The 24599-nt window shown below is 64.3% G+C and carries 21 protein-coding genes; 12 read left to right on the forward strand and 9 right to left on the reverse strand.

Annotation, left to right across the window (positions count from 1 at the left end):
* Positions 1-286: 286 nt before the first annotated feature.
* The 5 genes from N5D53_RS17945 to N5D53_RS17965 all read right to left on the reverse strand — a co-directional run bounded on the left by N5D53_RS17945 (position 287) and on the right by N5D53_RS17965 (position 5745).
* Positions 287-1822 (reverse strand): DHA2 family efflux MFS transporter permease subunit, encoded by a 1536-nt coding sequence (locus N5D53_RS17945; protein WP_004575310.1) that lies wholly within the window; start codon positions 1820-1822, stop codon positions 287-289.
* Complete coding sequence (locus tag N5D53_RS17950) at positions 1819-3012, reverse strand: HlyD family efflux transporter periplasmic adaptor subunit (RefSeq protein WP_047603859.1); 1194 nt, start codon at positions 3010-3012, stop codon at positions 1819-1821. Before N5D53_RS17950 ends, N5D53_RS17945 begins: the two co-directional genes overlap by 4 nt.
* A 30-nt stretch (positions 3013-3042) precedes the next feature.
* Positions 3043-3516: a MarR family transcriptional regulator gene (locus tag N5D53_RS17955; protein ID WP_003247811.1), complete on the reverse strand. Its 474-nt coding sequence runs from the start codon at positions 3514-3516 to the stop codon at positions 3043-3045.
* Positions 3517-3696: 180 nt separating this feature from the next.
* Positions 3697-4329, reverse strand: a complete 633-nt coding sequence (locus N5D53_RS17960; RefSeq protein WP_010954406.1) for a response regulator — start codon at positions 4327-4329, stop codon at positions 3697-3699.
* Positions 4330-4338: 9 nt separating this feature from the next.
* Entirely contained in the window at positions 4339-5745 is a 1407-nt protein-coding gene (locus tag N5D53_RS17965) for an ATP-binding protein (RefSeq protein ID WP_266024937.1), read from the reverse strand.
* A 193-nt stretch (positions 5746-5938) separates the two neighbouring features.
* Here N5D53_RS17965 and N5D53_RS17970 point away from each other — a divergent pair, with 193 nt between their 5' ends.
* From N5D53_RS17970 to N5D53_RS17980, 3 genes are all read left to right on the forward strand, one after another.
* Positions 5939-7561, forward strand: a complete 1623-nt coding sequence (locus N5D53_RS17970; protein WP_019437073.1) for an acyl-CoA synthetase — start codon at positions 5939-5941, stop codon at positions 7559-7561.
* Between the two features lie 92 nt (positions 7562-7653).
* Positions 7654-9423: an acyl-CoA dehydrogenase C-terminal domain-containing protein gene (locus N5D53_RS17975; RefSeq protein ID WP_279840572.1), complete on the forward strand. Its 1770-nt coding sequence runs from the start codon at positions 7654-7656 to the stop codon at positions 9421-9423.
* A gap of 261 nt (positions 9424-9684) precedes the next feature.
* Positions 9685-10692, forward strand: coding sequence for a FecR family protein (locus N5D53_RS17980; RefSeq protein WP_129933686.1), 1008 nt, complete (start codon positions 9685-9687; stop codon positions 10690-10692).
* 13 nt (positions 10693-10705) lie between these two features.
* Here N5D53_RS17980 and N5D53_RS17985 read toward each other — a convergent pair whose 3' ends face one another.
* Positions 10706-12025, reverse strand: a complete 1320-nt coding sequence (locus tag N5D53_RS17985) for a Na+/H+ antiporter NhaC family protein (protein ID WP_129933687.1) — start codon at positions 12023-12025, stop codon at positions 10706-10708.
* Between the two features lie 247 nt (positions 12026-12272).
* Here N5D53_RS17985 and N5D53_RS17990 point away from each other — a divergent pair, with 247 nt between their 5' ends.
* The 7 genes from N5D53_RS17990 (at position 12273) to N5D53_RS18020 (ending at position 20087) form a co-directional block, all read left to right on the forward strand.
* Entirely contained in the window at positions 12273-14417 is a 2145-nt protein-coding gene (locus N5D53_RS17990; protein ID WP_274141809.1) for a methyl-accepting chemotaxis protein, read from the forward strand.
* A gap of 94 nt (positions 14418-14511) precedes the next feature.
* Entirely contained in the window at positions 14512-15528 is a 1017-nt protein-coding gene (locus N5D53_RS17995; RefSeq protein ID WP_104961494.1) for an ABC transporter substrate-binding protein, read from the forward strand.
* Positions 15525-16373 (forward strand): ABC transporter permease subunit, encoded by an 849-nt coding sequence (locus N5D53_RS18000; protein ID WP_049587118.1) that lies wholly within the window; start codon positions 15525-15527, stop codon positions 16371-16373. The genes N5D53_RS17995 and N5D53_RS18000 overlap by 4 nt, the downstream gene beginning before the upstream one ends.
* A 93-nt stretch (positions 16374-16466) precedes the next feature.
* Positions 16467-17330, forward strand: a complete 864-nt coding sequence (locus N5D53_RS18005; RefSeq protein ID WP_003247790.1) for a LysR family transcriptional regulator — start codon at positions 16467-16469, stop codon at positions 17328-17330.
* Between the two features lie 135 nt (positions 17331-17465).
* Positions 17466-18383: an AEC family transporter gene (locus N5D53_RS18010; RefSeq protein ID WP_279840574.1), complete on the forward strand. Its 918-nt coding sequence runs from the start codon at positions 17466-17468 to the stop codon at positions 18381-18383.
* A 34-nt stretch (positions 18384-18417) separates the two neighbouring features.
* Positions 18418-19029 carry a cell wall hydrolase gene (locus N5D53_RS18015; protein WP_279840575.1) on the forward strand — a complete coding sequence of 204 codons (612 nt, stop codon included), beginning with the start codon at positions 18418-18420 and terminating at the stop codon, positions 19027-19029.
* Between the two features lie 206 nt (positions 19030-19235).
* Positions 19236-20087 (forward strand): CAP domain-containing protein, encoded by an 852-nt coding sequence (locus N5D53_RS18020; RefSeq protein ID WP_010954417.1) that lies wholly within the window; start codon positions 19236-19238, stop codon positions 20085-20087.
* A 1-nt stretch (position 20088) separates the two neighbouring features.
* On the opposite strand, the gene N5D53_RS18025 is transcribed toward N5D53_RS18020, so the two are convergent.
* Positions 20089-21066 (reverse strand): helix-turn-helix domain-containing protein, encoded by a 978-nt coding sequence (locus N5D53_RS18025; RefSeq protein WP_104961491.1) that lies wholly within the window; start codon positions 21064-21066, stop codon positions 20089-20091.
* A 104-nt stretch (positions 21067-21170) separates the two neighbouring features.
* Here N5D53_RS18025 and N5D53_RS18030 point away from each other — a divergent pair, with 104 nt between their 5' ends.
* Entirely contained in the window at positions 21171-21782 is a 612-nt protein-coding gene (locus tag N5D53_RS18030) for a LysE family transporter (RefSeq protein WP_010954419.1), read from the forward strand.
* A gap of 48 nt (positions 21783-21830) precedes the next feature.
* On the opposite strand, the gene N5D53_RS18035 is transcribed toward N5D53_RS18030, so the two are convergent.
* Both N5D53_RS18035 and N5D53_RS18040 read right to left on the reverse strand, forming a co-directional pair.
* Entirely contained in the window at positions 21831-23030 is a 1200-nt protein-coding gene (locus N5D53_RS18035) for an MFS transporter (RefSeq protein WP_190869164.1), read from the reverse strand.
* 106 nt (positions 23031-23136) lie between these two features.
* The gene (locus tag N5D53_RS18040; RefSeq protein WP_279840576.1) at positions 23137-24042 is read right to left on the reverse strand and encodes a LysR family transcriptional regulator; all 906 of its coding nucleotides are present in this window, start codon (positions 24040-24042) and stop codon (positions 23137-23139) included.
* 117 nt (positions 24043-24159) lie between these two features.
* Here N5D53_RS18040 and N5D53_RS18045 point away from each other — a divergent pair, with 117 nt between their 5' ends.
* Complete coding sequence (locus N5D53_RS18045) at positions 24160-24510, forward strand: cupin domain-containing protein (protein ID WP_003247774.1); 351 nt, start codon at positions 24160-24162, stop codon at positions 24508-24510.
* Positions 24511-24599 lie beyond the last annotated feature (89 nt).

Genomic DNA, 24599 nt, shown 5'->3' on the forward strand with positions numbered 1-24599 from the left:
TGGCTCCTATCATCCGGCCCCTGCGCTACGCTCCGGGGTTCCCTCGCTCCGGGCTTGCTCCCGGGAGGACCGCGCTGCAGGCCCCATCCTGGGGCCCAGCGCTTGACGGGCATCCATGCCCGTCACCTCCCTTCGCAAGCCCTACGCTCGGCCTCCTGAAGTCGCAATCCGCGGCGCCTGGGCTATCGCGCGCTTAGAAGCAAAATCAAAAGTCGAAGCGAGAGCGAGAGCGAGAGCGAGAGCGAGAGCGAGAGCGAGAGCATCGGGATCTTGCCTTGATTGTAGCTCAATGCCCCGCCGATGCCGGGCCCGCCTTGGCGGTAAAGGGCGGCTTGGCGAACCACACCAGCAGAATCAACCCGGCAAACACCCAGCTCATCAAGGTGAAATAATCCACCGTCGACATCATGTAAGCCTGCCCATTGAGTATCTGCTCCAACTGCGCATAACTCTGCGGGCTGGCCCCGCCCAACTGCTCAAGGGTATGCCGCGTCGTCGGGTCGAACTGGCTGATGTGCTCACTCAGGTAAGCATGGTGCTGGTCCGCCCGACGGATCCAGATCCAGGTGGTCAACGAAGCCGCAAAACTCCCGCCCAAGGTTCGCAGGAATGTTGCCAGCCCCGAACCGTCGGCAATCTGGTGCGGCGGCAGGTCAGACAGCAGGATGCTCAACGTCGGCATGAAGAACAACGCCACGCCAATCCCCATGAACAACTGCACCAAGGCCACGTGCTGGAAGTCCACCTCGCTGGTGAAACCGGCACGCATGTAGCAACTGGTGCCGATCGCCAGGAACGCCAACCCAGCCAGCACCCGCAAGTCGAACCGGTGCGCATATTTGCCCACGAACGGCGACATGATCACCGGCAGCAAACCGATCGGCGCCACCGCCAGGCCTGCCCAGGTCGCGGTATAGCCCATCTGCGTCTGCAACCACTGCGGCAGGATCAGGTTGATACCGAAGAACCCGGCATACCCCCCGACCAGCACAATGGTGCCAATGCGGAAGTTGCGGTGCACGAACAGACGCAAGTTGACCACCGGGTGCCGGTCGGTCAGCTCCCAGATCACGAACACCGCCAGGAACACCACCGAAATCAGGCTGCCGACAATGATGAACGACGATTCGAACCAGTCCAGATCGTTGCCCTTGTCCAGCACTACCTGCAAGGCACCGACGCCGATAATCAGGGTCAGCAGGCCAATGTAATCCATCGGCTGGCGGCTGGTGACCACCGGGCGCGTGCGCATCTGCTGGCGCACCACGGCAGCAGCGAACAGCCCGATGGGCACATTGATGAAGAAGATCCATGGCCAGCTGTAGCTATCGGTAATCCAGCCCCCAAGAATCGGCCCGGCAATCGGCGCCACCACCGTGACCATCGCCAGCAGCGCCAGTGCCATCCCCCGTTTTGCCGGGGGATAGACAGCAATCAGCAGGGTCTGGGTCATCGGGTAAAGCGGCCCGGCGACCACGCCCTGCAAGACACGAAAGCCGACCAGCTCGGGCATCGATTGGGCGATACCGCACAGGAACGAAGCCAGCACGAACAGCAGCGTGGCCCAGATGAACAGTTTCACTTCACCAAAGCGCCGGCTCAGCCAGCCGGTCAGCGGCAAGGCGATAGCGTTGCTCACCGCGAACGAGGTGATGACCCAGGTGCCTTGCTCGTAGCTCACCCCCAGGTTGCCGGAAATGGTCGGCAGGGCCACGTTGGCGATGGTGGTGTCCAGCACCTGCATGAACGTCGCGAGCGACAGGCCGATGGTGGTCAGCAGCAGACTTGGCGGCGTGAACTGGGCAGCGGCGTTGTTGCTCATCGTTGCGCCGTCTTGCCGGTTGCACTGTTCTCGTGAATCAGCCGGGCGATCAGGTTGTCGGCTTCGATCATCTGGTGGTCATACACCTGGGTGGTGTAGCTGGCCTTCTGCGGTGGCTGCTGGGCCAGGGTCGGGCCGCTCTGGTCATGCAGGTCGACTTCAACCACGGTGGACAGGCCGATACGTAGCGGGTGGTCCTTGAGCTGGTCGGGGCTGAGGTGGATGCGCACGGGTACTCGCTGGACAATCTTGATCCAGTTGCCGGTGGCGTTCTGCGCCGGCAGCAAGGCAAAGGCGCTGCCGGTGCCCGCGCCAAGGCTGTCGACCGTGCCGCTGTACTTGACCTCACTGCCGTACACATCAGCGGTGATTTCCACCGGCTGGCCGATGCGCATCTCTCGCAGCTGGGTTTCCTTGAAGTTGGCATCGATCCACACCTGATCCAGCGGGATGACCGCCATGGTCGCGGTGCCCGGTTGCAGGCGCTGGCCCAACTGGACGGTACGCTTGGCGACGTAGCCGGTGACCGGCGCGACCAGCGTGGTGCGGGCGTGGTCGAGGTAGGCCTGACGCAGGTCGGCAGCAGCAGCCATGACATCGGGGTGCGACGACACTACGGTGTCGTCGACCAGCGCGCTGCTGGTGCTGAGCTGTTGGCGCGCGCTGTTGACTGCGGCCTGGGCAACACTCAGGTCGTCGCGGGCGTGGGACAGTTCTTCTGCGGCAATCGCACCGCTGTCAGCCAGCACCTTGCGCCGGTTGAAGTCCTGCTGCGCCTTGCGCAGTTCGGCTTGGCGCGTTTCCAGTTGTGCCTTCAGCGAGTCGACGTTGCTGTACAGCCCGCGCACCTGCCGCACGCTGCGTGCCAGCTTGGCTTCGGCGGACTGCAAGGCCACTTCGCTGTCGGCCGGGTCGAATTGCAGCAGTACCTGGCCGGCATGGACCAGGTCGCCGTCATCGGCCCCGATGCTGGTAACGGTGCCAGCGACCAGCGGGGTGATTTCCACCACGTTGCCGTTGACGTAGGCATCGTCGGTGCTTTCGTGCCAACGCCCGACAATGCTGTACCAAGCCCAGGTGCCGACCCCGGCAAGGATCAGCAGCAACAGCAGGCCAAGCAGCCAAGCCTTGCGCTTGCGCGACGGCTCAGGCGCGACGGAGGGAGTCGGGGTGTCTGTGGGAGTGGCCATGACAATACCTTGGATAATTCGTTACGGGGTTCAACGGTCGCCGAAGCGGCGGATCGTCAACGGGTCGCCAGCACCGAGCAGCACCTTGGCCAGCAGGCCTTCCAGGGTCTTGAGCTCTTCAGGTGCCAGCACGCCGCACAACTCGTTCATGGCGGCGGCGCCGATTTCCGGCAGGCGGTTGGCCAGGCGCTGGCCGTCGGCGGTGAGTGCCAGGCGCACCTGGCGACGGTCGTCGGCGCAGCGGTTGCGCACGATCAGCTCCTTCTGCTCGAGGCGGTCGAGCATGCGGGTCATCGATCCGCTGTCCAGGCCCAGGTAACGGCACAGTTCGGCCGGGGTATCCACCTGGTACTGGGTGACGATGATCAGCACTTTGAACTGCGCGGCGGTGACGCCCTCTGACTCCAGGTGCCAGTCAAGAATGCGGTCTTTGAGAATCGCAGCACGGCCAAGCAACATGCCGATGGCGCAGGTTTGGAAGTTCTCGGGAGAAAAATGGGCCATCGTTGGCTGCTCAGTTAAGTGTGTAGAAATATTACTGCCTAGGCAGTGAATGTCAAAGCTTTCATTAGCTAGCTATGAAATAGTGGGTGTTTTCTGGCTGTCACACCGCCCCCAGCAGGCGCGCATTGCGGCCCATTGCGACACACAAGGCTGCCCCTGCCAGGGCCTGCGTAAGGGCGGCTAACGTGCTCGCAGGCCCAACGCCTCCACCGCCCCGCAAGCAATCGCCATTCCCACCAGCTCTGCGAGGCTGCCCGCCTGCAACCGCTTCATCACCCGGCCTCGGTACAGGTCCACGGTCTTGACGCTGATGCCCAACTGCTCGGCAATCTCGCGGTTGTTCAACCCTTGGGCCAGCGGTACGAAGACGTCTCGCTCACGCGGCGTCAGGCCGTCGATGCGCGCCTGCACCAACGCCAGCGCCTGATCGCCCTGTCGCGCCAGCCCGGCGTGCTCCAGCGCAGCCTGAACGCTATCGAGCAGCAGCTGGTCGTTGTAGGGTTTTTCGATGAAGTCGCAGGCGCCGGCCTTGAACGCCCGCACCACGATCGGCACATCGGCATGACCGCTGACGAAGATCACCGGCACCATCAGGCCACGCTCGCGCATCGCCTGCTGCACAGCCAGCCCGCCCAGCCCCGGCATGCGCACATCCAACAGCACACACGCGGGCCCATCATCGACGCAGGCGTCGAGAAACGCCTGCCCGCTGGCAAACGGCAAGGCTTGCAGGCCCACCGACTGCAGCAGCCAGACCGTAGAGTCGCGCATACCCTGGTCGTCATCGACCACATACACTTTTGCTTGCAACACTGCCTCCCCTTATTCCCTGCTGACCGCCAGCCGGCAGCACAGTACCAGACCGCCGTTGTCACCCGCCCGCGCCCACAGGCTGCCACCGAAGCCTTCGATCAGGCTGCGGCTCATGCTCAAGCCCAAGCCCAGGCCGTCGGCCTTGCTGGTGGTAAAGGGCGTGAAGATTTCATCCAGCCGCTCGGGTGCCACGCCCGGGCCCTGGTCGGCTACCTCGACCAGCACCCCATCGCCATCGCGCGCCGCGCAGAGCAGGATACGTGACGGCCGCTCCCCCTGCTGCTCGCGATTGGCATCGATGGCATTGCGCAGCAGGTTGAGCAGCACCTGCTCCAGCAGCACCCGGTCGGCATACACCAAGGGCAGCTGAGCACTCATGCGAAGTTCCACCTGCACCTGGTCCCGCGCGGCTTCCCAGGCACATAGGCGCATGGCTTCGCCGGCCAGCTCGGCTACGTCCAGTGCCTGCAGGCGGCGCGGCCCCTTGCGCAGGAAGGCACGCAGACGGCGGATCACTTCGGCGGCATGGGTGGCCTGCTCGCTGATACGCTGCAGGCCCTGGCCTACCCGCTCGCGCGCCTGGGGATCACGTTCCAGGCCCTGCAGGTAACGCTGACTGGCGTTGGCATAGTTGACCACCGCGGCCAGTGGCTGATTGATCTCGTGGGCGATGCCCGAGGCCAGCTCGCCCAGGGTCGCGAGGCGGGCACTGTGCGCCAGGCTTTCCTGCGCTTCGATGCGCAAGGTGATGTCGCGGGACACGCTGACCACCTCCACCACCGCGCCGGTATAGGTCTCGCGGATCGCCCGGCTGGCGATTTCGAACCAACGGTAGCCTCCTGTCGCCTGGCGTACCCGGCAGGTCATCGTGTGGTAGCCGTCCTGGTCCAGTGCGGCTGAGGCCTGACGCAGTACCTGACGCCGCTCGCGCGGATGCAGCAGGGTATGTACAGGCATGCCACGCAGCTGCTCGGGCCACAGGCCGAGCAGGCGGTAGGCTGCCGGTGAGGCATCGAGAAAGCGGCCATCGGGGCTGTGCCGGGAAATCAGGTCGGTGGTGTTTTCGATGATCAGCCGATACAGGCGTCGGGCGCGGTTGGCTTCGCGTGCGCCATGGCGCTCTTCACTGGCATCGCGGCAGCGCCCCAGCACCTGCTGGCCCTGGTTGTCCGGCATGAACGTCCACAACACGATGCGTTCGCCGACCTGCACTTCGACATCGCTGATCGCCCGATGCTGGCGCAGACAGGCACGCACCAGGGCGGCGCAATTGGCCGGCAGCCAGCTAGCCAGCTCGGGCCCTTCGGCGACCCAGGCCTGCAATGCCGGGTTGAGTGCCAGCGGGCTTGCATCACTGGCCAGCAACAGGCTGGGTTGTGGGTCTTTGGCAAGCAAGGGGTAAGCAGTGTCATCCACGGTAGTCGGCCTGTTTTTATAGTAGTTTTACTATATTGCTATAGTCGATATTCCTAATACCATAGCGACTCGCGTAAAACTGCGACAGAGGGGGCGGCCCACCGCCCGCCCCCTGCACCCTGAACAGAGCTAACAATCAGCCATCGGGGGCCAGGTGCACAGGCTGCGTCTGCCTCCCTTACAGGATTACCGCATGTCGATCTATGCCCAGGGCCTGATGCCCGCTGCCGTCAACCATGTCGCCCTCACCCCGCTGAGCTTCATTGAACGCACCGCCGCCGTGTACGGCAACTACCCGGCCGTCATCCACGGCGCCATCCGCCGCAACTGGCAAGAAACCTACCAACGCTGTCGGCGCCTGGCCAGCGCCCTGGCCGGCCGTGGCATTGGCCGCGGCGACACCGTGGCAGTGATGCTGCCCAACACCCCGACCATGCTCGAGGCGCATTTCGGCGTACCCATGACCGGTGCTGTGCTCAATACTCTGAACGTGCGCCTGGATGCCGAGGCCATCGCCTTCATGCTGCAGCATGGCGAGGCCAAGGTGCTGATCACCGACCGCGAGTTCCATGCAGTCATCGAAGGCGCTCTGGCACTGCTTGAACACCCGCCGCTGGTGGTTGATGTGGATGACCCGGAGTACGGCGAGGGCCGCGCGGTCAGCGAGCTGGACTATGAGGCCCTGCTCAACGAAGGCGACCCGGAATTTGCCTGGGAATGGCCCGATGACGAGTGGCAGGCCATTTCGCTGAACTACACCTCCGGCACCACCGGCAACCCCAAGGGCGTTGTCTACCACCACCGCGGCGCCTACCTGAACGCACTGGGCAACCAGATGACCTGGGCCATGGGCCACCGCCCGGTGTACCTGTGGACGTTGCCAATGTTCCACTGCAACGGCTGGTGCTACCCCTGGACCATCACCGCCCTGGCCGGCACCCATGTGTTCCTGCGCCGGGTCGACCCGCAGAAGATCCTGACCCTGATCCGCGAGCACAAAGTCAGCCACCTGTGCGGTGCGCCGATCGTGCTCAACGCGCTGGTCAACATGCCCGAGGCGGCCAAGGCAGCCATCGAGCACCCGGTGCAGGCCATGGTCGCCGGCGCCGCACCACCGGCCAAGGTTATCGGCGCCGTGGAGCAAATGGGCATCAAGGTCACCCACACCTATGGCCTGACCGAGGTCTACGGCCCTGTGACCGTGTGTGCCTGGCATGACGAATGGGATGCGCTTTCGCTGGAAGAGCGTGCACGGATCAAGTCTCGCCAAGGCGTGCGCTACCCGACCCTCGACGGCCTGATGGTCGCCGACCCGCAAACCCTTCAGCCGGTGCCCCGCGACGGCGATACCCTGGGCGAAATCTTCATGCGCGGCAACACGGTGATGAAGGGCTACCTGAAGAACCCTGAAGCCACCGCCGAAGCCTTCCGTGGCGGCTGGTTCCACACCGGCGACCTGGCCGTGTGGCATGCCGATGGCTATATCGAGATCAAGGACCGGCTCAAGGACATCATCATTTCCGGTGGCGAGAACATCTCCACCATCGAGGTCGAAGACGCCCTGTACAAGCACCCGGCAGTGCTGGAAGCCGCCGTGGTGGCACGCCCGGATGAAAAATGGGGCGAAACCCCGTGCGCCTTCGTTGCCTTAAAGCCAGGCCGGGAGGACACCCGTGAAGCCGACATCACCAGTTGGTGCCGCGAGCACCTGGCCGGGTTCAAGGTGCCGAAGACCGTGGTGTTCGGCGAGCTGCCCAAGACCTCGACCGGCAAGATCCAGAAGTACGTGCTGCGCGACCGGGCCAAGGCCCTCTGATGCCGTAGCCGCCCCCCTTCAGGCGCAGCACACGGCTGCGCCTGAAGGTTCAGCGCACGCCCAACCCTCCCTCACTATTGCAAGAGCTGCCGATGACCACCTATTCCGCCCCCCTGCGCGACATGCGCTTCGTCCTGCATGACGTGTTCAACGCTTCAGGCCTGTGGGCCCGACTGCCCGCCCTGGCCGAACGCATCGATGCCGACACTGCCGACGCCATTCTCGAGGAAGCATCCAAAGTCACCGGCCAGCTGATCGCCCCGCTCAGCCGCAACGGTGACGAGCAAGGTGTGTGCTTCGACGCAGGCCAAGTCACCACCCCCGAAGGCTTTCGCGAGGCCTGGAACACCTACCGCGAAGGTGGCTGGGTCGGCTTGGGCGGCAACCCGGAACACGGCGGCATGGGCATGCCAAAGATGCTCGGCGTGCTGTTCGAAGAGATGCTCTACGCGGCTGACTGCAGCTTCAGCCTGTATTCGGCATTGAGCGCAGGCAGCTGCCTGGCGATCGATGCCCACGCCAGCGAAGCGCTCAAGGCCACTTACCTGCCACCGCTGTACGAAGGCCGCTGGGCCGGCACCATGTGCCTGACCGAACCCCATGCCGGCACTGACCTGGGGCTGATCCGCACCCGCGCCGAGCCTCAGGCCGATGGCAGCGTGCGCATCAGTGGCAGCAAGATCTTCATTACCGGCGGCGAGCAGGACCTGACCGAGAACATCGTCCACCTGGTGCTGGCCAAGCTGCCGGATGCGCCCGCCGGTGCCAAAGGCATATCGCTGTTTCTGGTCCCCAAATTCCTGGTCGAGGCCGATGGCCGCCTGGGCGCGCGCAATGCTGTGCATTGTGGCTCGATCGAGCACAAGATGGGCATCAAGGCCTCGGCGACCTGCGTCATGAACTTTGACGGTGCCATCGGTTACCTGGTGGGCGAGCCGAACAAGGGCCTGGCAGCGATGTTCACCATGATGAACTACGAGCGCCTGTCCATCGGCATACAGGGCATCGGTTGTGCCGAAGCCTCCTACCAGAGCGCCGCCCGCTATGCCAACGAGCGCCTGCAGAGCCGCGCAGCGACTGGCCCGCAGGCACACGACAAGGTGGCCGACCCGATCATCCACCATGGTGATGTCCGGCGCATGCTGCTGACCATGCGCACCCTCACCGAAGCAGGTCGGGCGTTCGCCGTCTACGTTGGCCAGCAACTGGACGTGGCACGCTATGCCGAGGACGCTGGCGAGCGCGAGCATGCCCAGCGCCTGGTGGCACTGCTGACACCGGTGGCCAAGGCATTCTTCACCGATAACGGCCTGGAAAGCTGCGTGCTTGGCCAGCAGGTGTATGGCGGTCATGGCTACATCCGCGAATGGGGCCAGGAGCAACGGGTGCGAGACGTGCGCATTGCACAGATCTATGAGGGCACCAACGGCATCCAGGCCCTTGATCTGCTGGGGCGCAAGGTGCTGGCCGACGGTGGCCAGGCGTTGGCCAGCTTTGCCAGCGAAGTGCGCGCCTTCAGTGTGGATGCGCCCTTGCACCGCGAGGCCCTGCAGGCGAGCCTGGCGCGGCTGGAGGCCACCAGCAGCTGGCTGCGGGCGCAGGCCGGCGAGGATGCCAACCTGGTCAGCGCGGTAGCCGTTGAGTACCTGCAGCTGTTCGGGCTCACGGCCTATGCATACATGTGGGCGCGGATGGCGGCGGTGGCGCTGGCCAAACGTGATGAGGACGAGGCGTTTCATGGCGCGAAGCTTGCCTGTGCGGCGTTCTATTTCCAGCGGGTCTTGCCGCGGGGGTTGGGGCTGGAGGCGAGCATTCGGGCCGGTAGTGGCAGCCTTTATGGGCTAGAGGCCGCACAGTTCTGACCGGTGGGTCGCCGACGCGCTTGTTGCAAGGGCAGCCGTGTGCTGCGAAGAGGCCGGTACCTGCAAACACTGACCTCTTCGCAGCACCAGGCTGCCCCGGAAGCCATTGCAGGCATCGTCTTTTGCCCGCGAAGGGTTCTCAAACACTGAAAAACCGTGGCTAATCCGACGAAAAACCGGCACAACTGATAGTCATTCGCCATTACATTGGTTCTCGGGAGCCCTCCCGCAAGGGTAGAATGCGCAAAACCCGGAGCCGCAATGAACCACGACCGCCTCAATCCCAACCCAGACGATGCCATCACCGACGCCGCAGCGCATTGGTGCATGCGCCTTCACGCCGAAGATTGCACGCAGGCCGAGCGTGAAGCATTCGCTGACTGGTTGGCGGCCGACCCGCGGCATGCCGAAGAATATCAGGCGATGCTGGAAATCTGGCAAACAGCCGACCTGCTGCCGCGCAGCGCCACCGTCATCGACTTCAACCCACCCACCAGACACGCCGCCCGCCCTCGCAACTGGCGGCCGCTGGCGTCTGCTGCGGCCATCGCCCTGGCAGTGCTGCCGCTGGCCGGCTGGATGGGGTGGGAACAGGGCTGGTTGCCCAACCACTATCAGCATTTCGAAGCCGGTGACCGCATGCAGACCGTGGAGCTCAGCGACGGCAGCACGGTACAGCTCAACCTCCACACCGAACTCACCTTCCTCAACTACAAGGACCAACGCCAGGTCACGCTCAAGCGCGGCGAGGCGTTCTTCAAGGTGCGACACGACAGCAGCCACCCGTTCATCGTGCGTGCCGGCAGTGGCCAGACCCGGGTCACCGGCACCCAGTTCAACGTGTGGAAGTACCAGGACCAGGTGAAGGTCACCCTGGTGGAAGGTTCAGTGCTGGTGTCCAGTGAGGGCAGTGCCGGTGGCTACCGCCTTGGCCCTGGCATGCAGGCCAGCTACCACAAGGGCGACTTCGAGCCGCAGCTGGAGCAAAGCGACGACTATGGCAACAGCCTGGCATGGCGCAGCGGCAAGCTGGTGCTCGACAACCTGAGCCTGGAACAGGCGCTGCCGGTGATCAACCGCTACCTAGACGCCCCGCTGCTACTGGCCGATGCCAGCACCGGCCGCATTCGCATCAGCGGCATCTACAACACCGCTGAAGTGGGGCGCCTGGTCAACAACCTGCCCAAAGTCCTGCCGGTCTACCTGACCCGCAGCAAGGACGGCAGCACCGTGCTCAATCGCATCTCGCCGCCGCCCGACAAGGGCTGACGCCCTCCCCGCCTTACAAGGTCATCGCTGCCAACCAGCCGAACGCCATCAACGGCAGGTTGTAATGGATGAAAGTGGGCACCACGGTGTCCCAGATGTGGTGGTGCTGGCCATCCACGTTCAGGCCCGAGGTTGGGCCCAGGGTCGAGTCCGAGGCCGGCGAACCTGCATCGCCCAACGCACCGGCAGTACCGATGATGCACACCGTAGCCAACGGGTCGAAGCCCAGTTGCACGCACAGTGGCACGAAGATCGCGGCCAGGATCGGCACGGTGGAGAACGACGAGCCGATCCCCATGGTCACCAAAAGGCCTACCAGCAGCATCAGCAAGGCACCGACGCCCTTGCTGTGGTCGATCCACTGCGCCGAGGTTTCCACCAGGCTCTTCACCTCACCGGTGGCCTTCATCACCTCGGCAAAGCCGGACGCGGTAATCATGATGAAGCCGATCATGGCCATCATCTTCATGCCTTCGGTGAACAGGTCGTCGGTCTCTTTCCACTTGACGATGCCCGACAGCGAGAAGATCAGGAAACCGACCATGGCACCGATGATCATCGAGTCCAGCAACAGCTGGACGATGAAGGCTGCAGCGATGGCCAGCACGGCCACCAGCAAGGTCAACGGGTTGTACTGCACGCTCACCTGCTCCACCTGCTGGATGCGCGCCAGGTCATAGTCACGTTTCTTGCGGTAGCTGATGAACACCGCCACCAGAAGGCCGACGAGCATGCCGGCAGCCGGGATGGCCATGGCATGGGTGACGTTGACGCCGCTCACATCGACACCCGCGCGGGCAACATTGGCCAGCAGGATCTCGTTGAGGAAGATGTTGCCGAAGCCCACCGGCAGGAACATGTACGGGGTGATCAGGCCAAAGGTGATCACACAGGCGATCAGCCGGCGGTCGATACGCAGGCGCGTCAGCACGTACAAAAGAGGGGGTACCAGCAGCGGGATGAAGGCAATGTGGATGGGCAGGATGTTCTGGGACGACACGGCCACCGCCAGCATCAGGCCGATCATCAGCCATTTGACCTTGCCGCCCTTGGCGTCGCCCCGCCGGTCGATCATGCCCAGGGCGCGGTCGGCCAGCGCATGGGCCAGGCCAGACTTGGCAATCGCCACGGCAAAAGCACCCAGCAGTGCATAGGACAAAGCCACCGTGGCACCACCACCGAGGCCACCGTTGAAGGCCTTGAGCGTGCCTTCGATGCCCAGGCCGCCCACCAGCCCACCGGCCAGGGCGCCGATGATCAGGGCGATGACCACGTGCACGCGGGACAGGCTGAGTATCAGCATGATGCCGACCGCGGCGATCACTGCATTCATGGTTGGCTTACCTCATTACGACAGAAAAAAGCGCGAACTCTGAAGCAGTAGGCGGCAGATGTCAAAAGCGCCTTGATGCGGGGCGTTAGTGGCGGTCAAATTTAAATTGAATGTTTGAATAAAGAAAAAACGGCAGGGGCCGATATTGAGGGAGGCAGCGAGGTGCCTGGCCGCAGCGCTTTGGCACCTCCCGGCCCCACCGCAGATAAAGCCATAACCCTTAATGCCAAAAAAGGGATCCGCCCCCATGCCTTTGCGACAACTTTCCATCCAGTGGAAGATCACCCTGCTCGCCGGTCTCTGTCTGGCCGCTATCGTCACCTTGCTCGTCGGCCTGTCGCTGTACCGCATGGATCACAGTTCGGACCTGGTCAAGGCTAGCAGCATGCAGATGCTGACCGAGGCGGCGCAGTCGCGCATCGAGTCACAAGGTGAAGTGCAAGCGTTGAACATTCGCCGCCAGTTCATGGATGCCTACCAGTACGGCGCCGGCTTCGCCCGCCAAGTGCTGTTCCTGCGCGAGCAGGCCGAAAAGCGCTTTCTCGATGCCTTCGACCTGCGCGAGGACATGACCCGCCAGGTGCGCGCCGCACTGCAAGCCAACCCCGACCTGCTCGGCCTGTCACTGGTGTTCGAGCCCAATGCCCTGGACAACAAGGACAGCCTGTTTGCCGGCAAGGCAGAATTGGGCAGCAACGAAACCGGGCGCTTTGCCCTGTACTGGTCGCAGCCACGCGCTGGCCAGCTGACCTCGATGGCCCTGCCCGAACATGACATGGCCAACACCGAGATCGGCCCCAGCGGCCAGCCGGCCAACACCTGGTGGGTATGCCCACGCACCTCCGGCAAGGTGTGTGTGGTGGAGCCCTACTTCTACGACATCGACGGCCAGCAGGTACTGATGACCAGCATCGTGTTCCCGCTGGCGGTCAACGGCAAGATCATTGCCACCCTGTCCATCGACATCAACCTCAATAGCCTGCAGGCGCTGAGCCAGGAGGCCAGCCGCAGCCTCTACGAAGGCCGCACCACGGTCGGCATTCTTACCCCGGTCGGTCTGTTGGCCGGCTACAGCGCCGATGCCAGCAAGCTGGCACAGCGCTTCGACCAGGTCGACCCGACCAAAGGCGCCGAGCTGGTGCGCAAGCTGGCCGATGGCAAGCTGACTATCCTCCACGACCGGCAGCGCCTGAAGGTACTGGCGGCATTCCGGCCAATCCCGGACGCCCAGCCCTGGGGCGTGCTGCTGGATGTGCCGGAAAACGCCCTGACCGGGCCGGCCGAAACCCTGAAGCAGGAACTTGACGCGCTCAATACCAGCGGCACCTTGCTGGAACTGAGCCTGGGCCTGGCCGCCGCCATTGCCGGGCTGCTGCTGGTATGGCTGATGGCCCGCGGCGTTACCCGGCCGATCCTCGGCGTGGCCGCCATGCTCAAGGACATTGCCAGCGGCGAAGGCGACCTGACCCGTCGCCTGACCTACCAGAAGCAGGACGAACTGGGCGAACTGGCCGGCTGGTTCAACCGCTTCCTCGACAAGTTGCAGCCAACCATCGCCGAGGTCAAACGCTCGGTGCAGGCCGCCCGAGGCACGGCCGACCAGTCCTCGGCGATTGCCACTGAAACCAGCGCCGGCATGGAGCAGCAGTACCGCCAGGTCGACCAGGTGGCCACCGCCTCGCATGAAATGAGCGCCACCGCCCAGGACGTTGCCCGCAGCGCCGCCCAGGCTGCGCAGGCGGCGCGCGATGCCGACCAGGCCACCCGCGAAGGCTTGGCGGTAATCGACCGCACCACCAGCAGCATCGGTGCCCTGGCCGCCAACATGAGCGACACCATGGCCGAAATAGAAGGCCTGGCGCAGAACAGCGAGAAGATCGGCTCGGTACTGGAAGTGATCCGCTCGATCGCCGAACAGACCAACCTGCTGGCGCTCAACGCTGCCATCGAAGCTGCCCGCGCCGGTGAGGCCGGCCGTGGCTTTGCCGTGGTCGCCGATGAGGTGCGCAACCTGGCCCAGCGCACTCAGGAGTCGGTGGAAGAAACCCGTCAGGTCATCGAAGCCCTGCAGAACGGCACCCGCGAAGTGGTCGGCGCCATGGACCACAGCCACCGCCAGGCCCAAGGTGGCGTGGAGCAGGTCGGCCAAGCCGTCACGGCATTGCAGCGCATTGGCCAGGCGGTGACGGTGATCACCGACATGAACCTGCAGATCGCCTCTGCCGCCGAGGAGCAAAGCGCGGTAGCCGAGGAAATCAACAGCAACGTGGCGACCATTCGTGATGTCACTGAATCCCTGTCTGGCCAGGCCAACGAGTCGGCGCGGGTCAGCCAGTCGCTGAACAGCCTGGCCAACCAGCAGCAAGCGCTGATGGACCAGTTCCGCGTCTGAAGCGAACGGGGCCACTCCAGTGGCCCTGAAACTGACAAAACCTCGTCGTCTACACTTGCCCCACTGCCAAGGCGTGGCGAACGACGAGGTTTACATGAAGAGCATTTCAACGCTGCTGGCCGGGCTGCTGTTGACGGTGGGTTTGGCCAGCACCGACAGCGCCGCATCGGCAGAGCAACCTGCGCCTATCCATTTTGGTGCCATCGGCTGGGAAAGCGGCGCCCTCACCACCGAGATTCTGCGCCTGATCGTGGAGCGCGGCTACGGCTATCGCACCGACACCCTGCCTGGCAGCACGGTCAGCATGGAGGTGGCCCTGGCGCGCAATGACCTGCAAGTGATCGCCGAGGAATGGGCCGGGCGCAGCCCTGCCTGGGTCAAGGCCGAACAGGCCGGCCAGGTGTTCGCACTGGGCGATACGGTCAAAAATGCAGAAGAAGGTTGGTGGGTACCGGCCTATGTGATCGAAGGCGATGCCGCACGCAACCTGAAGCCCGTGGCGCCTGAGCTGCACAGTGTCGAGGACCTCAAGCGTTACCCGCAGGTATTTTCCGACCCCGAATCGCCCGGTAAAGGGCGTTTTCTCAACAGCCCAAGCGGCTGGACGTCTGAAACCGTCAACAGCCAAAAGCTCAAGGCCTATGGCCTGGATGGCCTCTACAACAACTTCCGCAGTGGCTCCGGCGCCGCGATGGACGCCGAGATCGGTTCGGCAATCCGGCGCGGCAAACCCGTGCTGTTCTACTACTGGAACCCGACCCCGCTGATGGGGCGCTACAAGCTCATCCGGCTGGAAGAACCCCCGTTCGATGCCCAGGCCTGGGCCACCCTCACCGACCCCGCCAACCCCAACCCGAAAGGCAGCCGCTCGCTGCCGGCAAAGTTGTCGATTGGCGTGTCCAAAGCCTTTCGCGAAAACTACCCAGACCTGGTCAGCGTGTTCGAACAGGTAGACCTGCCCATCGATCGCCTGAACAAGGCCCTGGCCGTCATGAGCGAAAAACGCACGCCCCCGCGCGAAGCCGCCCTCACCTTCCTGCGCGATAACCGCGAGGTGTGGAAAGCCTGGCTGCCGGCGGACATCGCCACCAAGGTCGAGGCCAGCCTGTGAGCAGCGGTTTCCCGCAGACCCTGCAGTTTTCCTTTGCCGACAGCATCAACCGCCTGGTCGACTGGTTGGTATTGAACTACGGCGACCACCTGCGCAGTTTGTCTGACCAGTTGCTGCAACTGCTGGTCGGCCTGGAGAACCTGTTGCGCCTCTTGCCTTGGTGGCTGTTGTTGTTGCTGGTGGGTCTGCTGGCCTGGCACGCCAGCCGCAGCCTGCTGCGCAGCGCCGTGCTGGTCGCGCTGCTGGCCCTGATCGGTATGCTCGGGCTCTGGGACAAGCTGCTGCAGACCCTGGCCCTGGTGCTGGTCAGTACCGGCCTGTGCGTACTGGTGGGTGTACCACTGGGCATTCTGCTGGCCGCCCGGCCACTGGCCAGACGGCTGCTGTTGCCGGTCCTCGATGTGATGCAGACGCTACCTGCGTTCGTTTACCTGATCCCGGTGCTGATGCTGTTTGGCCTGGGCAAGGTGCCTGCCGTGTTCGCCACGCTGATCTACGCCCTGCCGCCGCTGGTGCGGTTGACCGAACTGGGCCTGAGCCAGATCGACCCCTCGTTGCTGCAGGCCGCACACGGCCTTGGCGCAAGCCGCTGGCAGCGGTTGCGGCGCATCGCCCTGCCCCTGGCGCTGCCGAGTATCATGGCCGGGCTTAACCAGTCGGTCATGATGGCCTTGTCGATGGTGGTCGTGGCGTCGATGATCGGCGCCCGTGGGTTGGGTGAGGATGTGCTGGCGGGGATCCAGACCTTGAATGTTGGCCAAGGGATGGAGGCCGGGCTGGCAATTGTCGCCCTGGCCATGGTGATCGACCGGATCAGCCAGGCCTATGGGCGTAGCAGTCGCTGAGCCGTATCGGCAAGGCCTGGAAGCAGCCTTGTGCTGCGAGAGGGCCGGGCCTGACAATACGCCTCTGTCAGCTGAGAACCGGACCTCAACCGCATGTCCCTGAAAGCCCTGCGCACCTTGGTGACCATCGCCCGCCACGGCACCTTTGCCCGCGCCGCCGACCTGCTCAGCCTCACCCCCTCGGCGGTCAGCCTGCACATCAAAACCCTCGAAGACGAACTGAAGGTGACCTTGTTCGACCGTAGCCGCAGGCAGGTGGTGCTGACCGAAGCCGGGCAGTTGGCGGTGGCCCGCGCCGAAAGCCTTCTGGCTGCCTATGACGAACTGGCCGATGCCCTGGCCAGCGGCCCAAGCCTGCGCGGCCGCTTGCGCCTGGGGGCGATCCACACGGTGCTGGCGCGGCGTTTGCCCAAGGCGCTGGTGTGGATAAAGGCCCATCACCCGCAGCTACACATCAGCGTGGCCTCGGGCATGTCGGCGGAGCTGGCGCGGCGCGTGGAAGACGGCGAGCTCGATGCAGCGATCACCACCGAACCGGTCAGCCCTTACCCGCAGAACCTGGACTTTACACCGCTGTTCGAGGACCGTTTCTGGGCCATCGCCAGCCCTGAGCTGGCCGGGTATAGCGTGCCGCAGTTGCTGGCCAGCCAGCCATTCCTGCGCTTCGACAAGCGTGCCTGGGCCGGCCGGCAGATCGAGCAGGAACTACGCCGCCAGCAGGTGCAGGTGAGCGAACTGATGGAACTGGACAGCCAGGAAGCCCTGGCGCGCATGGCGGTGATGGGCCTGGGCGTGGCGGTCATCCCCATGGCGGATGACGACCTGCAACGCTTGCCACCCGCCACCTGCCTGCCGTTTGGCGAGCCGCAACTGACCCGGCGGGTGGTGTTGCTGGAGCATGAAAAAAGCCAGCGGCGGCATTTGAGTGCGGTGTTGAAGACCGCCCTGGAAGCCTGAAGCCAGGCTGGTCCAAGGCGCGATATGCCCCCACCAACATGCATTTTTCCTCAACGGTCACTGAAGAAAACAACGTTTTTACAGATCGATCCGCCCCCGTAGTCTGTGCACGTACCCGCCCACGGAATGCTGACCATGCTGCACTTGCTGCTGACCACCCTGCTCCCCATCATCCTGCTGATTGCCCTGGGTACCTTCCTGCGCCTTCGCGGTTTTCTTGCCGAAAGCTTCTGGCCTGGTGCCGAGCGCCTGAGCTACTACGTCCTGCTGCCGTCGCTGTTCCTCCATGGCCTGGCCACCGCCAACCTCGATGGCATACCGGTGCTGGGCATGGCCGGCGCACTGATGCTCTCGACCCTGGCCGGTGCCGTGTTGCTGGTGCTGTATCAGGGCGCGGCGAACCATGATGGAGCCGATTTCACTTCGGTGTTTCAGGGCGGTATCCGCTTCAACAACTACATCGGTGCCACCCTGGCTGCGGGGATTTACGGCAGCGCCGGGATTGCCCTGGCGGCGGTGGCCAACGCAGCCATCGTGCCCTTGGTCAACCTGCTCTGCGTGCTGGTGTTTGCCCGCTTCAGCGCCCGTCACAGTTCGCCAGCCGCAGTGCTTCGGGCGATCTTCGCCAACCCGTTGATCATCGGCTGCGCAGGGGGGCTGATGCTACGGGCCACGGGGCTGGGCTTGCCGGCCGGTATCGACGCCACGGTCAAGGCCTTGGGCCAGGCCGCGCTGCCGCTGGGCCTGCTGTGTGTCGGCGCTGCCCTGGGCGGCGCCAGCCTCGGCCAGCAGGTACGGCCGCTGATGGCAGCATCGGCGTTCAAGTTCCTGGTCATGCCACTGACCACCTGGGGCGTTTGCCGGCTGTTCGGCCTGAGTGGCCAGGCAGCGGTGGTGGCGGTGTTGTTCCAGGCGCTGCCAACCGCTTCGTCGTCTTATGTCATGGCCCGGCAAATGGGCGGCAATGCGCCACTGATGGCTACCCTCATCGCCCTGCAGACCGTGACTGCGGCCGCCACCCTGCCTTTGGTATTAATGCTTACGCTTGGCTAGACTGAAATTCTGCCCACCGCCTGGTAATGTGCCCATGCGCCGTCACTTGATGCTGATCGGCTTGACCTCGGCCCTGCTCGCAGGCCCCCTGTATGCCGCTGACCCGGCCAAAGCCGCCGTTGCCGAGGACAAGGCCGAAGTGCTTGAAGAAAAGGTCGCTGAAGATGCGCCGCCCCCCAGGAAGGCAGAGAAACTGACCCCAGGCGAAACGCAGGCAGTGGACCCGGCTGGCCAGGCGCCGCTGGATGACAGCATCACCTGCCTGGCACGTACCATCTACTGGGAAGCCAAGGGCGCCGACGCCAAAGACATGACCGCGGTGGCCAGTGTGGTGCTCAACCGCCTGGGCCACGATGGCTTTCCCGACACTATCTGCGCGGTAGTCAAACAGGGGGTGGAGACCAAGTCCTGTCAGTTCTCATGGTGGTGTGACGGGCGCCCGGACCAGGTCGAGGAACCGCAACGCTACGACGTTGCCAAAGAGATCGCACGCAAGGCACTGAACCAGCAGTTGAAAGACCCCACCGGCGGCGCATTGTACTTTCACGACCGCACGGTGCGCCCCGACTGGGCGAAGGCTTATCGCAAGACCGCGCAGACCACCCATTTCCTGTTCTACAAGCCGAACCAGGCGTTGGCCCATTGACGCGCAAACGGCTGACAACGCTGGTCCGATGCGAATGATTGGCAACTGACCGCACTTTTCCACCGGCCAGGGGTCTACTCCCTCTTTTGCCGCCAGTAACGATTGCCGGCGTTTTCATTGCCTTGCACGACCTCGGGCCAAAAGCCCCGGGCTTGTGTAGGATGAGCAGCGCACACCACGACGCTGCCAGTCATAGGGAGATCCACATGCGCGTCCTGACATCCGTTGTCGCCTTGTCACTGGGCCTGGTCGTTTCGACCGGGGCGCTGGCAGCCACCGGCGAAGAGGCGCAGTTGATCGATTCGATCAATGTCTACCGCAGCAAGGCCCAGCCCTGCGGTGGCGAGGCGTCGTTGGAACTGCCGCCGCTCAACAGCGACACACGCCTTGCGCTGTCGCCAGAGGGCACCCGCGACCTGCAACAGGCCATGACCCGCGCCGCCTACCCCATGGTCAGCGTCCAGGCCATCAGCCTGTCGGGGCCACGCGACGCACGCGCCGCCATGCATGCCATCGAGGAAAGCTTCTGCCAGGTGGTGCTCGACCCGCAATTCGTCGATATCGGCGTCAGCCAGGAGGGCCGCGACTGGCGCATCGTGCTGGCACGGCCGCTGCTCAGCGGCCGCCTGGGCGACTGGCAGGCCGAGGGACAGAAGGTGCTGCAGGAGGTCAACGCCGCGCGCAAGGTGCCACGACAATGCGGCGGCCAGCCGTTTGCCGCCGCCCCGCCACTGAGCTGGAGCACAGTGCTGGCCGGGGTCGCCGCCAACCACACTCGGGCCATGGCCAACCAGAACTTCTTCGATCACATCGACAAAGATGGCCGCACACCGGGTGACCGGGCGGAACTGGCCGGGTACCTGTACCAGCAGATCGGCGAAAATATCACCGCCGGGCGTGACACCGCGCAAAAGGTCGTCAACGGCTGGCTGGACAGCCCAGGGCACTGCGCCACGCTGATGAATCCGGACTTCCGTGAACTGGGCGCTGCCTATGCGATAGACCCCAAGAGCGATGCAGGGATCTACTGGACAGGGTTGTTCGGGACGCCCCAGTAGATCACGTGAGCGGGTAATGACCTGCACGCAACTGCAGGGCCGTACACCCAAACCGACGCCGCACGCACTTGCCAAGGTAGCTGGCATCACCCAGGCCCACCTCATCGGCAATCTGCGCCAGGCTGTGGCTGGAGTTGAGCAAACGCCAGCGCGCCTGCTGCAAGCGCATCTCCAGCCACCAGGCCTTGGTGCTCATCCCGTGGCTGGCCTGGAACTGCCGGTCCAGTTGACGCCGGCTGATGCCCAGTTCTGCGGCCAGCTGCTCCACGGCCAACGGCGTGCCCAGGTGATGGCGCATCAGTGCTTGCGCCCGCTGCACCTGGCGCCCCTGACCAGCACCCAGCTCCAGCGAGCGCAAGGCGTGACGGCTGTCGCGGGTCTCGTCCACCAGCATGTCAGCCAGCCCTTTGAGCGCCCGGGTTCGCCCGCAAGCGCGTGACAGTAGTGCAACGGCCAGGTCTATGGCGGCAGTACCACCGGCGCACGTGATGCGGTTGCCATCGATGCAGTACAACTGCTCGCGCAACAGCTGCAACTGCGGAAACGCAGCACGAAACTCGGCTTCGTGACGCCAGTGCACCACCACCTTGTGCCCCTGCAGCAGGCCGCAGGCAGCCAGCAGGAAGGCGCCATTGTCGACCCCCACCAGCTTGACACCCGCCTTGGCGGCCTGCCTGAGCAAAGCCTGGTAACGTGGCGCCAGCGCCGCGGTGGCCATGGCACTGCGACCGCCGAACACCACCAGGTAGTCGAATAGGTCAAGGTCGAGCTGATCGGCAATGGCCTCGACCTGCAGCACCGCGCCACTGCTCGACGGTACCGGCTCGAGGCTGAGCCCCGCCACCGTCCAGCTGCAATAGCGTTGTTGGCTGTAGTCCTCGTCGTCGGCGCTGAAGCGCAATTTGTCGAGAAAGGCGCCAAACGGCAGCAAGGCAAAATCCGGTAATGGCAGGATCAGCAAGCGGATGTCGGGCGGCATGAAACCACGTCCAGAAAAGACTCTTTTATGACCAGATAATACCCTTTCAGCGTGAGCGTTGCGCCATAGACTGTCGCCCTCTCTCGAACAAGGCAGTTTTCAACATGGCACTGGACACCTGGCTCATCTACCTGCTGGCCAGCATCGGCCTGTCACTGACCCCGGGGCCCAACAGCTTGTTGGCGTTGACCCATGGCGCGCTCTATGGCGCACGGCGAACGCTGTTCACCATCGTGGGCGGGGTCTTGGGTTTCAGCGCCCTCATCGCCTTGACCATGTTCGGCCTCAGCGCACTGCTGCAGACCTCGGCGGCAGTGCTGAGCGTCCTGAAGTGGGTGGGTGGGGCTTATTTGATCTGGCTGGGCATTCAACTATGGCGCAGTCCAGGCCTGCAGCTGGAACTGACTGCGCACAGCGCGCGGCTGGGCAATGCCGGGCTGTTTCGCCAGGGCCTGCTTTCGGCCATGGCGAACCCCAAGGTGCTGCTGTTCTATGGTGCCTTCCTGCCGCAGTTCATCGACCCACAGCGAGGGCTGGTGCTGCAATTTGCGGTGATGGCCGCGACCTTTGCCAGCGTCGAGTTTCTGGTCGAATACCTGCTGGCGCGCCTGGCGTTTCGCATTCGGCCATGGCTGGCCAAGGGTGGCAAAGGTTTCAATCGTTGCTGCGGGAGCCTGTTTGCCTTGATTGGCCTGGCGCTGCCGCTTGGCCGATAGCGGGCCCGCGAACACGGGCGAAGCCCGTGCCCTGCAACGCGTAACGGTTCAACCCCGGCGTGCTTTGAGTAGAAACACAACCAGCGCCACACCCGGCAACCCCGCCCCCACCAGTGCCACGCCATGCCAGCCAAACTGGCTGAACAGCGCACTGGCCACCGCCGACCCCAGCGCCCCGCCGAGGAAGATGCTGGTCATGTACACCGCATTCAGCCGCCCGCGGCTGGCCGGGTCCAGTGCGTACACTTCACGCTGGCCGATGACCATGTTCATCTGCACCGCAAAGTCCAGCAACACGCCGGTAAGGCCCAGGCCGATCACGCTGTAACCCGGCACTGTCAGCCCCAGCAACAAGGCCGCCGGCGCCAGCAACAGCGCCAGCAGCGAGCCGGCCCGGGCATGCCCGGCATCGGCCAGGCGGCCGGCCATGGGCGCAGCAACGGCACCCACCGCGCCGACAAGGGCGAACACGGCGATCTGGCTTTGTGACAGGCCATGCTCCCCGGCAAGCGCCATCGGCACCGCCGTCCAGTAAAGGCTGAACGCTGCAAACATCAATGCCTGGTACAACGAACGCTGGCGCAACAGCGGATAACGACGCAGCAGTGTGAGCAGCGACAGCATCAGCCCGGCATAGCTGGCTTTGTGCTCGGGCCGCCGCTGCGGCAAGGTCAATGACAGCAACAGGATGATCGCCAGCATTACCCCGGCGGCGCCAATGAACACCGCACGCCAGCCGAAGTGGTCGGCCACCAGGCTCGACAGCGGTCGCGCCAGCAGGATGCCCAGCAGCAAGCCGCCCATGATGTTACCGACCACACGTCCACGCTGCTGCTCCGGCGCCAGGTGCGCCGCCAGCGGGATGAGCATCTGCACCGACACCGAACTGAAGCCGATCAGCAGTGCGTAACCCAGGAACAGCTGACCCTGGCCACTGCTGCTGGTGCCCGCCAGCAGCAGGCTGACGCAGGCCAGGACCGCGGTGGCCACCATCAGGCGGCGGTTTTCCAGCAGGTCGGCCAGCGGTACCAGCAATAACAGGCCCAGGGCATAGCCCAACTGAGTGAGGGAAACGATCAGGCTGGCATGCTCGGTGGACAGCCCCAGGTCCGGGGCGATCAGCCCGACGATGGGCTGGGCGTAGTAGATGTTGGCGACGATCGCGCCGCAGCAGAACGCCAGCAGCACTACCAGAGCCCGGCTCAGGCTGGCGGCTGCCGGTTGCGCTGTCGCAAGGGAGGGGTTCATGCGAAGTTCCTCGACAAGGGTTGGGTATATGCCGGCCACCTTACCCATGGACGTCAGCGCCGAGAATCCCGCGGTGGCGCAATGCGGCTTTGCGCACTGCGCAACACTAGCTACCGCTTATGAGCAAATTTTCGCAAAAGTCGATGAATGCGTTTACCCGCCGAGAGCCCCGGTGGTTGGGCATATACAGGGCGTTGATGCTGCTATTGGCTGCGCCAGGACTGGCCTGCCAGTCGGGGAATACCCGCTGCAGGCGCCCTGCCAACACATCCTCGCGTACCAGCCAGTCGGCCAGCAGTGCGATACCACTGCCTGCCAGCGCCGTTTCACGCAACATGTCGGCATTGGCGCTGCGCAATGGCCCACTTACGTCCAGTTCCAGGCTGTCCTGGCCACAGGTCAGGCGCCAGGGGCGCGCTTTCTGCCCATAGCGAAAGCGCAGGCAGGCATGGTCAAGCAACTCCCGGGGATGCTGCAGTGGCTCACGCCCGGCCAGGTAAGCCGGGCTGGCCACCAGCCAACGCTGAAAACGGCCGAGCCGGCGGCACACCAATTCGTCATTGGGCGAGGGGTCACCCAGGCGAATCGACAGGTCATAGCGCCCGTCAAGCAAGTCGTCCAGGCGGTCACTTAGGTCGATGTCCAGTTCCAGCGCCGGGTGCTGCGCCAGGAATGGCCCCAGGTGCGGGGCGATGACCCGCCGGCCGAACTCCACTGGCAGGCTCAGGCGCAGTACACCCACAGGCTCCTCGCCGCGATCGGCGATGCTGGCATCCGCCTCGTCCAGTGCTTCAAAAATGCCCCGTGCCCGCTGGTAGTAACGGGCGCCGGCCTCGGTCAGGCTGACCTGGCGCGTCGAGCGGTTGAGCAAGGTGGCGCCCAGCGACGCTTCCAGGGCATCGACCAGACGTGTCACCGACGATGTCGCCAGCCCTAGCCTGCGCGCGGCAGCAGAAAAGCCTTGGGCATCGACAGTGGCCACGAACATTTTCATCGCCAGCAGCTTGTCCATGTTCAGCCCGTCTTCCAAAACTCGGAAAGTTCTTACAAACAGCCGGGCGGGTCAAGCCGCGCGCGCCAAGGCGATTGCGTCCATAGTGGAATCCACCCATTTCCAAGGAGGCTTACCATGACCCTGAACAACCTGCTGACCGCCCTGCCGCCCTGCGACCCCGCCAGCGCCGAACGTGTCGACGAATTGCTCAGCCGCCCGGGCATCCGCGTGGAGCGTATCGTCTCCAGTGGGCAGGCCAGCCCACCCGGCTTCTGGTACGACCAGGCCGAAGGCGAGTGGATCATGTTGCTCAGTGGTGCTGCCGCCCTGCGTTTCGAGCACGAGCACCACACCCGCCTGCTGGCGCCGGGCGATTGTCTGGACATCCCCCCGCACGACCGCCACCGCGTGGAATGGACCGCGCCCGGCACGGCCACCATCTGGCTCGCGGTGTTCTATAGCAGCAGCACCCCATGGCCGGCATGAAAGGGCCATGCCGGCCCGTGCTCAAGGCGCAATTGTCCCGACGCCGTGCAAGGTTGGGCCGCGACCAAAGCATGAACACAAATCGAAGA

This window comes from Pseudomonas sp. GD03862 (genome assembly GCF_029840855.1).
In the GTDB taxonomy this organism is placed as follows: Bacteria; Pseudomonadota; Gammaproteobacteria; order Pseudomonadales; family Pseudomonadaceae; genus Aquipseudomonas; species Aquipseudomonas alloputida.